At 66.0% G+C, this 13,448-nt stretch carries 15 protein-coding genes; 5 read left to right on the top strand and 10 right to left on the bottom strand.

The window, feature by feature from the left end:
- Together H578_RS0105335 and H578_RS0105330 are read right to left on the bottom strand one after the other, a co-directional pair.
- Complete coding sequence (locus H578_RS0105335; protein ID WP_022872662.1) at positions 1-504, bottom strand: FHA domain-containing protein FhaB/FipA; 504 nt, start codon at positions 502-504, stop codon at positions 1-3.
- Positions 505-516: 12 nt separating this feature from the next.
- Positions 517-1,284 carry an FHA domain-containing protein gene (locus tag H578_RS0105330; RefSeq protein WP_022872661.1) on the bottom strand — a complete coding sequence of 256 codons (768 nt, stop codon included), beginning with the start codon at positions 1,282-1,284 and terminating at the stop codon, positions 517-519.
- Between the two features lie 362 nt (positions 1,285-1,646).
- On the opposite strand from H578_RS0105330, the gene H578_RS0105325 reads away from it, so the two are divergent.
- The 3 genes from H578_RS0105325 to mutM all read left to right on the top strand — a co-directional run bounded on the left by H578_RS0105325 (position 1,647) and on the right by mutM (position 3,933).
- Entirely contained in the window at positions 1,647-2,186 is a 540-nt protein-coding gene (locus tag H578_RS0105325; protein WP_022872660.1) for a YceI family protein, read from the top strand.
- 195 nt (positions 2,187-2,381) lie between these two features.
- On the top strand, positions 2,382-2,945 hold the full coding sequence (locus H578_RS15490) for a GNAT family N-acetyltransferase (RefSeq protein ID WP_022872659.1): 564 nt from the start codon (positions 2,382-2,384) through the stop codon (positions 2,943-2,945).
- Positions 2,938-3,933 (top strand): bifunctional DNA-formamidopyrimidine glycosylase/DNA-(apurinic or apyrimidinic site) lyase, encoded by a 996-nt coding sequence (gene mutM / locus H578_RS0105315; protein ID WP_022872658.1) that lies wholly within the window; start codon positions 2,938-2,940, stop codon positions 3,931-3,933. Before H578_RS15490 ends, mutM begins: the two co-directional genes overlap by 8 nt.
- A gap of 17 nt (positions 3,934-3,950) precedes the next feature.
- On the opposite strand, the gene H578_RS13495 is transcribed toward mutM, so the two are convergent.
- From H578_RS13495 to H578_RS13480, 8 genes are read right to left on the bottom strand one after another with little or no spacing between them, the layout of a single operon-like run.
- Positions 3,951-4,523: a Na+/H+ antiporter subunit E gene (locus H578_RS13495; protein WP_169558502.1), complete on the bottom strand. Its 573-nt coding sequence runs from the start codon at positions 4,521-4,523 to the stop codon at positions 3,951-3,953.
- Positions 4,520-6,304 carry a proton-conducting transporter transmembrane domain-containing protein gene (locus tag H578_RS0105305; RefSeq protein ID WP_022872656.1) on the bottom strand — a complete coding sequence of 595 codons (1,785 nt, stop codon included), beginning with the start codon at positions 6,302-6,304 and terminating at the stop codon, positions 4,520-4,522. Before H578_RS0105305 ends, H578_RS13495 begins: the two co-directional genes overlap by 4 nt.
- Positions 6,301-7,995: a complex I subunit 5 family protein gene (locus H578_RS0105300; protein WP_022872655.1), complete on the bottom strand. Its 1,695-nt coding sequence runs from the start codon at positions 7,993-7,995 to the stop codon at positions 6,301-6,303. The genes H578_RS0105305 and H578_RS0105300 overlap by 4 nt, the downstream gene beginning before the upstream one ends.
- The gene (locus H578_RS0105295) at positions 7,989-9,482 is read right to left on the bottom strand and encodes a complex I subunit 5 family protein (protein ID WP_051130806.1); all 1,494 of its coding nucleotides are present in this window, start codon (positions 9,480-9,482) and stop codon (positions 7,989-7,991) included. Before H578_RS0105295 ends, H578_RS0105300 begins: the two co-directional genes overlap by 7 nt.
- Positions 9,483-9,487: 5 nt before the next feature.
- Complete coding sequence (locus tag H578_RS13490; protein WP_022872653.1) at positions 9,488-9,790, bottom strand: NADH-quinone oxidoreductase subunit K; 303 nt, start codon at positions 9,788-9,790, stop codon at positions 9,488-9,490.
- A complete protein-coding gene (locus tag H578_RS0105285) occupies positions 9,787-10,746 on the bottom strand; it encodes an MnhB domain-containing protein (protein WP_022872652.1) in 960 nt (319 codons plus the stop codon). The genes H578_RS13490 and H578_RS0105285 overlap by 4 nt, the downstream gene beginning before the upstream one ends.
- A complete protein-coding gene (locus H578_RS13485) occupies positions 10,739-11,071 on the bottom strand; it encodes a cation:proton antiporter (protein WP_022872651.1) in 333 nt (110 codons plus the stop codon). The genes H578_RS0105285 and H578_RS13485 overlap by 8 nt, the downstream gene beginning before the upstream one ends.
- Positions 11,068-11,346: a hypothetical protein gene (locus H578_RS13480; protein WP_022872650.1), complete on the bottom strand. Its 279-nt coding sequence runs from the start codon at positions 11,344-11,346 to the stop codon at positions 11,068-11,070. The genes H578_RS13485 and H578_RS13480 overlap by 4 nt, the downstream gene beginning before the upstream one ends.
- 256 nt (positions 11,347-11,602) lie before the next feature.
- Here H578_RS13480 and H578_RS0105270 point away from each other — a divergent pair, with 256 nt between their 5' ends.
- Positions 11,603-12,589 carry a carbohydrate ABC transporter permease gene (locus H578_RS0105270; protein ID WP_022872649.1) on the top strand — a complete coding sequence of 329 codons (987 nt, stop codon included), beginning with the start codon at positions 11,603-11,605 and terminating at the stop codon, positions 12,587-12,589.
- Positions 12,586-13,431, top strand: a complete 846-nt coding sequence (locus H578_RS0105265; protein ID WP_022872648.1) for an ABC transporter permease subunit — start codon at positions 12,586-12,588, stop codon at positions 13,429-13,431. The genes H578_RS0105270 and H578_RS0105265 overlap by 4 nt, the downstream gene beginning before the upstream one ends.
- Positions 13,432-13,448 lie beyond the last annotated feature (17 nt).

The raw sequence follows: 13,448 nt of genomic DNA, 5'->3' as shown, positions 1-13,448 counted from the left end.
TCAGGTCCTCAGCTCCAGGACGGTCTTGCCGATGCGGATCCGGTCGCCGGGTTCCACTGTCGTGGCGCGGGTGAGCTGTTCCTCACCCAGCCAGGTGCCGTTGGTGGAGCCGAGGTCTTCGAGGAACCAGCGGGAGCCCTGCGGGAAGAGCCGAGCGTGCTTACCGGAGGCGTAGTCGTCGTCGAGCACCACCGTGCACTCCTGGGCGCGGCCGAGCATCACCGGAGCGGAGCCGAGTTCGACCTCGGTACCGACCAGCGGGCCTTCGGAGACCACCAATCGGCGGGGACGCGGGCGCGGGGTCTGGCCGGAGTGGTGGACGGTGGCCGGGGCGCCGTCGGAGGTGTCCCCGGACGGCGGCGGGACGGGGTTCTGGGGCGCGCGGGTCCGTGAGCGGCGGGAGACCATCATGTCCCGGCCCTGGGCGGCGATGATCGAGAGGATGAGGATCCACAGCAGCAGCAGGAGACCGAACTGCAGAACGGTGATGGCAAGTTCGCTCACGAAGATGTCCCCTTAGCCGAGCCGGAACCGCAGGCGCGCGTTACCCAAAGCGATGTGGGCACCGTCGTACAGCTCAGCATCTCCGGTGTCCGGGGTGGTCAGTTCCCCGTCGATATACGAACCGTTGGTCGAGCCCAGATCCCGGGCGTACCAGCGGCCGGCGTGGGTGAAGACCTCCAGATGCTTACGCGAGACCCCCGTATCGGAGATGGTGATATCCGCGCTGGAGGACCGGCCGATGACCGTGGGCTCAGCCCCCAGGGTATGGGTGGCGCCGTTGTACTCCAGCATGCCGACAGTGCGGCGGACTTCAGCCGCTGAACGTTCCATCCGGCTGGGCAACGTGGCGGTGGCCGCTGGTCCAGCCGGAGCCGCGTGGGAGGGCCGGGGCACGGAGACGGCCTCGTCCACGCTGCTCTCACTACGGGTTTCGATACTCATCTGGCCCTGCTTGAGCTCAGTGTTCTTCACGAAGGTGGCCTTCACCGGGCCGATGAGTGTGTAGCCCTGGGAGTCAGCGTGCCGGAGGATCTCCTCGCAGAGCTCCTCGGCCAGGGCGGTGCCGTATTTCTTCGCCTCGGCGAAGTCGGCCTCTGAGAGTCGGATCTTGTACAGGTTGGGTGCCAGATGGGCACCATTGCTCTGGGGCACGGACTCACGGTCCATGTGCCGGCGGACAGCTGTGGCGATCTCCACGGGGCCGAGGCTCCCTCCCTGCGGTGAGAAGGCGGTGCGGACAGCCTTTTCGATGCCGCGCTCCAATGAGTCGAGCAGTCCCACAGCCACCTCCTTTTGGGCTATCGGCGTGCTCGCGCCCATGGGGTTGGGGCACGACGCACTGCGGGCAGTGTCGCAAGACAGTCTACGTCCCACGCGTGGGGTAACCCCAGCAGGGGATCAGGCCCGGCTTGACGGTCCCTGGGCATACGGGGTGATGAGCCCGGGGGCGCTCTGCGGGGTGGACTGTTTTCCGGGAGGGGACTGACGCCGAGATGAGATTTCTTCAAATTTGAAATAAGCTGGCGTCCAGCTTGGTTCCCTACGTTCGAGGTGTACGTGACCGGCACGTACAGATGACCTCAAGCGGATCACCAGTTCCCCGCGAAACACGCAATGCGATCACGATCTTAAGGAGATCACCCATGGCACTTACCCTCACTCCCGGTACCTGGACCCTGGACGCCGCCCACTCTGAGATCGGTCTGACCGTGCGTCACGCCGGTATCTCCAAAGTGCGCGCGGTCTTCGAAGAAGCCACCGGCACCCTGAAAGTCGCCGAGGACGGCACCACTGACGTCAACGCCACCGTGAAGGCCGACTCGTTTAACTCCAAGAGTGCCGACCGTGACGCTCACGTCCGCGGTGAGGACTTCCTCAACGCCGAGCAGTACCCGGACCTGACCTTCGTGGCTACCGGGGTCAAGCCCACTGGTGAGACGTTCGACCTCACCGGCGAGCTGACCATCCGCGGTGTCTCCAAGGAGGTCACCTTTGAGGTCGAGTTCGGCGGCCAGGCGGTGGACCCCTTCGGTGCCACCCGCGCCGGTTTCTCCGCCTCCGCGGTGATCTCGCGGAAGGACTTCGGGCTGAACTGGAACGCGGCCCTGGAAGCCGGCGGCGTGCTCGTCGGCGACAAGGTCACCCTCGACATTGAGGCGGCTTTCGTTCACCAGGGCGAGTGATGGTCACCGGCGGTTGTCCCAGCCGGTGCACCACAGCATGACTCAGGGCCCTCGGGGGATCAGAATCCACCGGGGGCCCTGGTCTGTGTCCCTGGCGTGTGCCGTGGGCCTGTGTCCGGGCGGTGTCGAGCTGGTCAGAGGAGGGTCGCTGCGGGGCTGAAGAGCCCGTCACCGGAGACCTCCTAGACTGGAGTAGTGCGTGTTCGACAGCTGCAGACCGTGATCCGTGAGGCGAGAATCGACGACGCCGAAGCCTTGGGTGTGGCGCATTCGGTGGCGGCCGAAGAGGCCTACGGCCACTATTTCCCGCCGGAGTGGCTGGCCGCACGCAATACCCCGGCACAGCGCGCCGAACAGTGGACTGAAACACTGCGTTCCTGGACCACCGGGGAGACGCTGATCCCGGCCGATCAGCGCGGGCCCACCAGCATCGGTACCGCCGAGAGGATCTTGGTGGCCGAAGCCGGCGACCGGATCCTCGGGTTCGGTATCTTCGGCGCGGCACGGGAGGATGACGCCCCGTATCGACACGAACTGCATCGGCTCTACGTGCTGGCTGAGACCTATGGCAGTGGTCTCAGCGCGCAGCTGCTGAATGCGCTGACGGACGGCGCGCCCCCGCACTACCTGTGGGTCATGGAGCAGAACCACCGCGCCATCGCCTTCTACCGCAAACACGGCTACCGGGCCGATGGGCACACTGAACGACTACCCAATATCGGTCACCTCCCCAAGATCCGCATGGTCAAGGATGCCTGAGCTCCCTGAAGTTGAGGTGGTCCGCCGCGGGGTGGAGCGCTGGGCCGCCGGGCACCGGGTCACCGCAGTGACCGTCCACGATCCGCGCAGCCTCCGCCGTGACCCCGCAGGCCCGGAAGGTTTCAGTCGGCGGTTGACCGGCAGCCGGCTGGGCGTCCCGCAGCGGCGCGGTAAATACCTGTGGATTCCGTTGCAGGAAACCTCCGAAACCACCGCGGAGTCCGCAGCTGGTGGTGAGGAGTCTGCAGTGCAGTCGGCTCAGGACGCCGCGCTGCTGATCCACTTGGGGATGAGCGGGCAGGTGCTCATCGAATCCCGCAACGCCCCGGCGCAGAAGCACCTGAAGGTGACGGTGGAGTTAGAAACCGACGACGACGCCGGCACCCCTACGCGGCAGCTGAGGTTCGTTGACCAGCGCATCTTTGGCGGGATGCAGTTGTCTGAGTTGGTTCCCGCTCTTGGGCCCAACGCCCACCGTTGCGGAACAGTGCCCAAGGTGGCGGCGCATATCGCTCCCGACCCGCTGGAGCCGGTGGTCACCGCCGAACGTTTCTTCCGGTCCCTGCGTACCCGACGTTCCGGGCTCAAGCGGGCGCTGTTGGACCAGACGGTGATCTCCGGAGTGGGGAACATCTACGCCGATGAAGCCCTGTGGCGGGCACGGTTGCATTACGCCCGGCGCACCGAAACGGTCACCCGGGCGGAGGCGGCCCGCTTACTGGAGGCTCTCCAGCATGTGATGGAACAGGCTCTTGCAGCCGGGGGGACGAGTTTTGATGCCCTCTACGTCAATGTCAACGGGGATTCGGGGTATTTCAGCCGGTCCCTGCGGGCTTATGGCCAGGCGGGTCGGCCCTGCCCGCGCTGTGCGGTCTCTGATGAGCCCCGGCGTCGGGAGCGGGGCATCATCCGCCGGGAGAAGTTCATGAACCGTTCGTCCTATTACTGCCCGGGCTGCCAGCCTCGCCCCCGGCACGGCCGCTGGTAGTTCCCTTTCAGGACCCGTTAGGCCGTGGCGCGGCGGACACGGTGCTGCAAAGTGGCCCACTGTGCGGCGGGATTCAGCTCCAGCGCCAGGGTGTGTAACTCAACGTGAACGCCACTCTGGGGAGCGGGAGAACTCCTGCTGCCGGCGTCGTCGTCCTTGTGGTGTTCCGGCGGGTCCGTGGGGAAGGGGCCGCGTTGGATCATTGAGCCGGGCATCAGGTTCATCATCAACATCGCCAGGTGCCGGGCGTGCCCCGGCGGCAGCACCACCGGGGCCACCACGACGGCCGGAGCGATATCTGTGTGCGGTTTCGCCGCCCGCAGTGCCACATCCACCCCGCCCCGGGCCGACTGCCACAGGAACCACCCGATCAGCAGAACGGTAAACCACACTCGAGCCGGCCACCGATGCACTGACAGTCGTGGTCCCGGTGGGATGAGCTGCAGGCTCAGTGCCGTGGTCGCCGCCACGGAAATCACTCCGTAGGCCGCATACTCAGCCTCGAAGCCGGCCAACGCCACCCACAGCAGCCCGAAGACCACTGCTCGCAGTACACCGGAGATCCCGTAGCTCAACAGCACGCCGTTCACCACAACCACCCCCTGGCGACGACCACCACGGCCACACTGAGCAGCACCATCATCACCACACCGCTGGCTTCCCACCCACTCAGCCGGCGCTCGGTAGCCCCCACCCCGGAGCGTACCGACTCCGCCACCTGCCCCACCGCCGCGCCCAGGCGATCGGCCAGGCGCCCGGCCCCGGTGTGTACCCGGTGGGTGCCCTGCACCATCAGATGCCCACTGCGGACCGCCAGGGACTCTTCAGCCACAATGAGGTCCCCCGGTTGGACCGCCGAGCCGTCCGCAGAGCGCAACCGATGAGGCAACACCCCGCTCCGGGCAGCGGCCCACACCCCGACGGCCATCCCCAGCCCCAGCAGAATCGGCCAGGTCATATCCCACAGCGGGCCTGGCTCCCAGCTGAAGGTTCCGGCATCCAACCAGTAGATGCCGACCACCCACGGCACGGCCACCCCGGCGGCACACACCAGCAGCCAGGAGATCAGTTCCCCATCCACCCCGCGCCGGGCTTGACGTTCCGCGGCGAGCAGCACCCACCCGAACCGCAGCAGCAGCACGGTGGATCCAGTGGCCACCAGCGGCAGCAGATGATCGAGCCCGACGCCGGCGACGTCGATCCCCTCGACCGTCTCCTTAGAGACGTACTTGCCGAAAGCCCCTGAGGTCAACGGTGCCCCGGCCACTGCCAGCCCCGCCCCGGCTAACCCGATGACCACCAGCACTCCGGAGGCTCCCCGCCCGTAGTGCTTGACCACCGGCAGCCCGAGGAACAGGGCCCCCTTGGCCAACCCGTGATGCACCGCGTAGAGCACCGCAGCGGTTGCGGTGGCTGCAGCCAACTCCTCGGCGAGCAGCCCGACGGCGATCAGAGCGGCGATGAACCCCATCTGGGAGATCGTCGAATAGGCGAGCACCACTTTGGGATCCTTCTGCAGCACCCCGATGAGCGCGGCAGCGAAGGCCCCCACCAGGGCCAGCACCATCAGCACCCCACCGGCGGTTTCCACCGGCGCCTCACCCAGCGGCAAGAAGCGTAACCACCCGATCATGCCCGCCTTGACCATGGCCCCCGACAGCACCGCAGAGGCCGCCGGCGGGGCAGCTGGATGCGCCAGCGGCAGCCACACGTGCAGCGGAACGGTCCCGGCCTTCACCCCGAAGCCGATAAGCAGCAAGGTGACGATCGCTCCGGTGTGCTCCGAGGAAGCCACCGCCGCCGGCGCCTGAGCCACCAGGGCACCGCCCGCCGCTGCGATGAGAAGGAACGCCGCCAGGATCGCGGTCTCACTCAGCACAGACATCACCAGGTAGATCCGCGTGGCTCGGCGGGCCGAATCAGTGCGGTAATGGACCACCAGCGCAGCTGCGGAGAAGCTCATCAGCGCGAAGGCGAAGTAGAAGCTGACCGCATCGGCCGCCAGGTAGGTGCCGATATTGCCGGTGAAGCACACCAGCAAGAACCCGCTCAGCGCTCCAGAACCCCGTTCGGCGTCCTTGAGTTTCACCCAGGTGACGGCCATGAGCGCGGCCCCATAGAGCAGTGCCGCGATCAGGGTCAGGGCCCGGGCGTAGGAGTCGACGGCGAAACTCGCCCCGAACAACAACCAGGGCACCTCCAGGGTTTGTCCCGTGCCGGTGAGACTCAGTGCGGCCGCAGGCAGCACCGTCACCGGGGAGAGGATCGCGGTGGTGCGCCGGATGCGCCACGCCAGCGGTTCAGCGCACACCCCCGCCAGGGCGATCACCGTCACTGCCGCCAGCGGGAGCAACAGACTCAGCGCGATCACGAGAACACCCCCTCGGCGATGAACCGGGCGACTTCCAGCGGAGCGAAGGTCAGCGAGGCGGCCACCCCCACCGCCAGGGTGCACGCTGCAGTGACCAGGGCAGGGACTAACAGGGTCCGCGGCTCCCGGATGCTGACGTCGTCGTCGTGATCCTGTTCCGGAACCGCCGGGGCGGCATCGTGGACATCCCCGGTACTGCCCGCCGGTACGGTGACCTGCTGATCGGCGGAGAGATCCCCGCGCTGTTGACCCCCAGCAGGGTCATCAGAGCTCGATGAGTGTTCGGCAGCGGACTCAGCCGAAGGTTCAGCACGGTGAGGTTCTGCGAACCACAGCGCGTAGACCACCGGCAGGAAGTAGGCGGCATTGAGCAGCGAGGAGACCACCAGCACCGCCAAAACCCACGGGTGCGGGGAATCCAGGGCCCCTAAGCCCAGCTGCCACTTGGAGATGAACCCGGCGGTCGGCGGCAGACCGATCATACCGAAGGCTCCGACGGTGAACGCCGCTGAGGTCCAGGGCATCCGCCGTCCGGCCCCGCGCAGCTGATGGATGGAATGGGCCCCGAGAGATTCAGCGAACAGCCCCGCGCAGAAGAACAGGGTGATCTTCATGATCCCCTGGTGGACCAGATGCACCACCCCGCCGGCGGTGGCCGCCACGGAGAACATCGTCACTCCCAGCACCACATAGCTGACCTGGGAGACCGTGGAAAAGGCGAGCCGCTTTTTGATCTCGGTCTGCCGCAACGCCTGGTAGGAGCCGTAGATCACGGTGAAGGAGGCCACCACCAGCAGCGGGGTCAACACCCCCAGTTCCCAGGCGACCTCGATGCCGTAGACGTCATCGACCACTCGCACGATCCCGAACACCCCGGCCTTGACGACCGCCACGGCGTGCAGCAGGGCCGAGACCGGCGCGGGAGCCACCATCGCCATCGGCAACCAGGAATGCAGCGGGACCAGCGCGGCCTTGACCCCCATGCCACCGACCAGCAGGGCGAAGATCACCACGGCGGTGCCCGGGTGGGCAGCGGCGAGCTCGGCTACCTGCTCTGCCCCACCTTCGGCGAAGTCCACCGCCCCGACCTCCATGGTCAGCCACACCACACCCAGCAGGACGGCCACACCCCCACCGAGCGCGTAGCGCAAGTAGACCCGGGCGGCATGCACTGAGGCGGCGGTGCCCCAGTGGGCCACCAGCGGATAGGTCACCAGGGTCAGCAGCTCGTAGAACACCAAGAAGGTGATGAGGTTTCCGGAGAAGCTAATCCCCACCGTGGCGGTCACGCACAGGCTGAAAAATCCAAAGAACCGGGACCGGTGGGGTTTGCCTTCCAGGTAACCGATCGCATAGATCGTGGTGAGCAGCCACAACACCGCTGAGAGCCCGGCAAAGAACAGCGCCAGCGGATCCACCCGCAGCACCAGGTCGATGCCGGGAAGGAAGGGCGCGGAGAACTCCGGGCGCAGATCCTCGGTGACCACCGCGGGCACCAGCAGCGCGATGAGCAGTACTTTCAAGGCGGCAGCCAGGATGTTCACCCAGGAGCGCAGCCGCACCTGCTGCTCCGCCAAGGGGAAGATCACCAAGGCTGCCAGCAGGGAGATCAACACCATCACGACCGGAATGGCTGGCAGCAACTGTCCGGGAATGAGTTCCACGGCCGTGAGTCCAAGCGGTGTCACCACGGGGCGTTCACCTCCAGCAGCTCATTGATCCACACGCCGCCGAACCCGGTGACAATGGTCAGCACCCCCAGGGTGAGCACCGCCAATCCAGTGGGAGCCCTGAAATTCCGGGTCTCAGGGGGTGTCTCATGTCCGAGGAACTCCTCCATCAGCAGCGGGGCAATGACCCGCACTAGATAGCCGGCAGCCAAGAGGGTCCCGGCCACCAGAACCGCCAGAATCCACCACTGTCCGGCCTCCACCGCGGCGGTGGCCACCTGCCACTTGCCGGTGAAACCTAGGGAGATGGGCAGCCCAATCAGCCCCACCCCCACCAGGCCGATGCTCATCACCACCAGCGGGTGATGGTGCCCGGCCCCGCGGAGCGCTTCGATCTCATCAGTGCCGAAAGTGTCTTTCAGATACCCCGCCGCCAGGAACAGCCCCACCTTCGCCACCCCATGGCCCAAGGCCAGGGCGACAATACCGGCGAAGGCACCCTCGGCGGCGTCGGGATCTAACAGCAGCGGAAACGCCAAGAACCAATAACCGACCTGCGCCACAGTGGAATAGGCCACCAGGGGTTTCAACGCCGTCTGCCGCAGTGCCATGACGGATCCACCGATGACCGCGGCGGCACCGAGACCGCCGAGGACCCACACCAGGGTAGTGGCACCGGAGGAACCGGCCAGATCAGCGCCTGTCAGGTAGAGCCAGCAGCGCAGCACCACGAAGAGCGCAGCTTTGATGACCAGCCCGGAGAGCAGAGGGGAGACTGCACTGGGGGCCGCGGCGTGGGCAGCCACGAGCCAGGCGTGCATCGGCACCAGGGCCAGCTTCAGGCACAGCCCCACGGTGATGAGAGCCAGAGCCGTGACCGCCGCGGGGGCCAGGTCTTCCTCAGCGGCGAACACCCCCGCCGCCTGTTCAATGTCCAGGGTGCCGGTGGCTGAGACGATCACCCCCACCCCGATGAGGAACAGCAGCGAGCCCAGCACTGCGACGAACAGATACCGCAGACCCGGTCGCCAGGCGCTCCGTCCACCCAGGGCCACCAGAGCCACCGCGGTCAACCCCACCAGCTCCAGGCCCACATAGGTGTTGAACAGATCCCCGGAGACGAACACGGCATTCAGCCCGGCCAGGCACCCCAGCCACAGTGCCCATAAGCCCCGTGGAGTAGTCGCCGAGGCCGCCGCATACCCGGAGACGACGACGCCGACCGCGTGGGTGAGCACCAAGAACACCACAGAGAGCCCATCAGCGCGTAAGTGAATCCCCAAGGGGGCATCGAACCCCCCGAGCACCAGCTGAAGTGTCTGACCACTGGAGACCGCCGCCACGATCGGGATACTTAACCCGGCAGATACCAGCACCCCCACCAGGCCCACCGATCGTTCGGCCCGCGGGGCCAGCACGCAGAGCGCAGCAGCGGCCAGGGGCAGCAGCACCACGGCGCCCAGGGACTGCGAAGCTAAGAATTCCGAAGCCAAGAACTCGGAGACCATCAGGGTCACTGCCGACCCCCTGTGGCGTCGTCGTCGGCGTGTTCTGCAGATTCAATCCGACGGATCAGCACTGCACCGAACCCGGTAAACGCCACGGTGATGACCAGCCCGGTGATGACCAGCGCCGAGAGCACCGGGTCCGGCTCCTCAGCTCGGGCGCCGAGGGCCAATAAAATCAGCAGTGAGCCGATACCCACCACGTTCATTCCGATCAGACGGGCGATGAGATCACCGGTCAGCAGCATCCGCAGCATCCCCGCGACGGCCACCACGGTCCCCAACAGCAGGTAGAGGGCGGACAGGGTCACCGGCTCACCTCCTGTGGTGTCTGGGAGCTCGGGAGGTCCTCTGGCAGCATCCCGAGAAACACCGCATAGAGTCCCACGGCGATCCCCGCAGTGAGGAGTACCTCGATGCCCAGCACCGCGGCGAAGGCCCACTCCGGTTGCCAGGACAACCACGGTTCGCCCAGTACCGGGCCGATAACCCCGGCGAGGATGAACACCAGCACCCCGGCGACCAGCAGCGGCCGCAGCCACCGGTGCACCCCGGAGAGATCCACCCCGCCGGCGTGCAGAACAATGAGCATGGCGCACAGCACCGCCCCGGACTGGAAGGCCCCACCGGAGTCGGTACTGCCGGCGAAGAGCAGCCACAACCCGGTCATCAGCAGCACCGGCGCGGTGATCCGAGCGGTCCACTGCAGGCTGGGTCCCCAGCTACGCACCGGCAGGGCAGCAGGGCGAGGGCGATGCTGCCGCAGTAAGAGAGCGGTCGCCGCGGCGAAGAGCAGCACCGCCGATTCCAGCAGCGTGTCATAGGCGCGGAAAGCCAGTAGCACACCGGTGATCCCGTGTTCTACTCCGGTGGCGTCCATCTGAGCGGCCACCGGCTCCTCCCAGGCAGGCATCGTTGCCTCCACCCGCAGCCACACAGCACCGACGACGACGGCGACCACCACACCACAGATGATCCCCACCACGGCACGCACCCACCGGTATGCCGCAGCCGACGGTGGCTGCCCGGCGGTGGGGGAACTGGCAGTCAGATACACGAGCACGGCCCCCAGCAGACCGCCGCCCAGGGCCGCTTCGGCAAGGGCGACATCCACACTGCCCAGCCGCAGCCACACCAGGGTGACCACCACACCCAACAGCAGGAAACCGAACGACTGAGCGGTCCGGGCTCGGGGGAGCACCGCCACCGCCACGGCGGCCAGCACCGCGGCAGCCAGCAACCCGTCGAGCAGTCCCGCTTCAGTCATCCCCACCCCCAGCCGCTGTGTCCTCAACTAACTGCTGATCGCCGTCGTGCTCGCCTTCGGCCAGGATCCGCGCGGAGACCGACGCCGCCGCCAGCGCCGCCAGCCAGGTGATGACCAGCAGTCCCGCCACGGTGAGGCTACCCATCAGCAACGCCACCCCGGTCAGCACCAGGCCCAGCCCCACATTGTCCGCCTTGGTCAGCGCATGTAAGCGACTGCGCACATCGGGAAACCGGATCAGTCCCACCGTACCGGCGGTGAAGAACCCCGCCCCCACCACGGTGAGGATCAGGCCGCAGACTTCCAACACCGTCTGCCAGCTCACCGGGCACCGCCTGCCTGCACGGCGGTACGAATGGTGAGCCCGCGCACCGCCGCGGTGACCGCCGCCGTGCCGGTCAGGACCAGCGCCACATCGATGAACCGTGGTTCCCCGGCCAGTACTCCGAGCACCGCGGCTGCCGCAGCCCCGGTGGTCCCGGCCAACAGAATGACCAGCAGCCAGTTGCCGCTCATCCCCCGGCGGGCGCAGACCACCGCGGCGGTGAGCAGGTTGAGCACCAGCACGGCGAACACCAGGCCCAGCACAAGGTGTGTCACACGCTCTCCTTTACCGCATCGCTGCAGGTCAGCCGTCCTCCATACTGCCTTATCCGAACAGAGACAGGCTGTATGCTCGCTGATCGGAACACCACCACAGGCACAATGGTGCCAAGAGGGGGCCAGGCGTGGTGAACTTCCTCACAACCCCGGGGTCGTTCACTTTCTGTTCACCCACTGGACAGGTCCACGTCGATTCCAGCGCCTTAGATCGGTTCGATGCAGGAGGACGACAACGCAGAGGGGAGCGTGATGGATGACCGCACGACCGCGTGAGGACGCTCCGCCCACACCGGCGGAGACTACCCGGGCCGCACCCAGCCCCACCGAGGCCGAACTCGAGGCTGTCCGGAAACGGGCCCGCCGTCGTCAAGCGTCGAAAAATTGGTCACTCTTTCTGCTCTTCGCCGGACCGAACATCCTGCTGATCCTCGCGTTCATCTACTACCCGCTGGTCAGCAATATGTACTACTCCACCCTCGACTGGCGGCTGGGCTCCCCTACCGCCACCCCGGTGGGCCTGGAGAACTACCAGCGGTTTTTCACCTCCCCTTCTGGTCTGGAGGTCTGGCGGGTCACGGGGATCTTCACCGCCGGGGCGGTCATCGGATCGATGATTCTGGGGCTACTCATCGCCCTGGTGCTGAATAAGCACATCCCCGGGCGCACCTTCGCCCGGACTGCGATTTTCAGCCCGTATGTGCTCTCCGGGGTTGGGGTGGCACTGGTGTGGATGTTTATCTTTGACCCCCAGCGCGGGGCCCTGCTGCACATTCTCGATTTCTTCGGCATCAGCTCCCCACAGTGGTTCCTGGATCCGGACGCCAACTTGTGGATGGTCATCATCGTCTACGTGTGGAAGAACCTTGGCTACTGCGCGGTGGTCTTCTTAGCCGGACTGCAGTCGGTGCCACGGGACCTGCTGGAGGCTGCCACCATCGACCGGGCCGGAGCCATCCGCCGTTTCTTCAGCATCACCCTGCCGCTGCTGACCCCCACAGTCTTTTTCCTGCTGGTGACCAACATCATTTTCTCGATGACCAACGCCTTCGACATCCTGCGGGTGATGACCCCCACTGGTAACGGCACCAACACCATCATCTTCGAGATCTACTTACAGGCCTTCGGCCAGTACAACCGGGCCGGGTACTCCGCGGCCATTGCGGTAGTGCTGTTTGTGACACTGTTCCTCATCACCGCGGTACAGCTGCGATTCGTGGAGAGGAAGGTGCACTACCAGTGAGTAAAGCCTTCAGCCGCCGCAACCTGGCCGACACTTTGCTGACCGGGTACCTGCCGATCCTCATCGCCCTGCTCATCATCGTGCTGCCGTTGGCGTGGATGATTTCCTCGAGTTTCAAACCGGTCAACGAGATCGTCACCTTGGACCCGCAGTTCCTGCCGCAGGACCCCACTCTGGATAACTACCAGACGGTGGACCAGCGGATCCCCCTGTTCACCGTGGTGCAGAACAGCATCATCGTCACCACGGTCGGTTCGGTCATTAAAGTGTTGCTGGCCATCACCACCGCCTACGCGCTGGTGTTCATCCGGGTGCCCGGGGCCAACCTCATCTTCCTGGGCATTTTGGTGGCGCTGATGGTGCCACCGGAGGTCTCCATGCTGCCGAACTTCATGACCATTGAGGCTCTCGGCGGACGCAACACCCTATGGGGGATCATCCTGCCGGGGCTGGGGACCGCGTTTGGCACCTTCTTGCTGCGTCAGCATTTCAAGTCTCTGCCCACTGAGTTGTTCGAAGCCGCCGACCTCGACGGCGCCGGGCACTTTCGCAAGTTGTTCCAGATCGCGGTGCCGGTTTCCCTGCCGGCGATCTCCACGGTGGCGCTGGTGACCATCGTCAACGAGTGGAACAGCTTCCTGTGGCCCCTGATCATCACCGACACCCGGGACACGATGACCCTGCCGGTGGCGCTGAACCAATTGCGCAGTGTTGAGGACGACGTCGCCAGCTACGGAATCCTCATGGCCGGTGCGGTCATCGTCATCGTCCCGATGCTCATCATCTTTGCCATGCTGCAGCGCTACATCGTGGCCGGCCTGACCCAGGGCGCTGTGAAGTAGTCCACCCACTGAAGAAG

Source organism: Nesterenkonia alba DSM 19423 (genome assembly GCF_000421745.1).
GTDB lineage: Bacteria > Actinomycetota > Actinomycetes > Actinomycetales > Micrococcaceae > Nesterenkonia > Nesterenkonia alba.
This window is presented reverse-complemented; position numbering and strand designations above follow the sequence as displayed.

What these genes read in the sequence shown, in the direction of transcription:
- H578_RS0105285 (WP_022872652.1), bottom strand. Translation starts at nt 10,746, where the DNA reads ATGACTGAAGCGGGACTGCTCGACGGGTTGCTGGCTGCCGCGGTGCTG.
- H578_RS0105325 (WP_022872660.1), top strand. Translation starts at nt 1,647, where the DNA reads ATGGCACTTACCCTCACTCCCGGTACCTGGACCCTGGACGCCGCCCAC.
- H578_RS0105270 (WP_022872649.1), top strand. Translation starts at nt 11,603, where the DNA reads ATGACCGCACGACCGCGTGAGGACGCTCCGCCCACACCGGCGGAGACT.
- mutM (WP_022872658.1), top strand. Translation starts at nt 2,938, where the DNA reads ATGCCTGAGCTCCCTGAAGTTGAGGTGGTCCGCCGCGGGGTGGAGCGC.
- H578_RS0105295 (WP_051130806.1), bottom strand. Translation starts at nt 9,482, where the DNA reads ATGGTCTCCGAGTTCTTGGCTTCGGAATTCTTAGCTTCGCAGTCCCTG.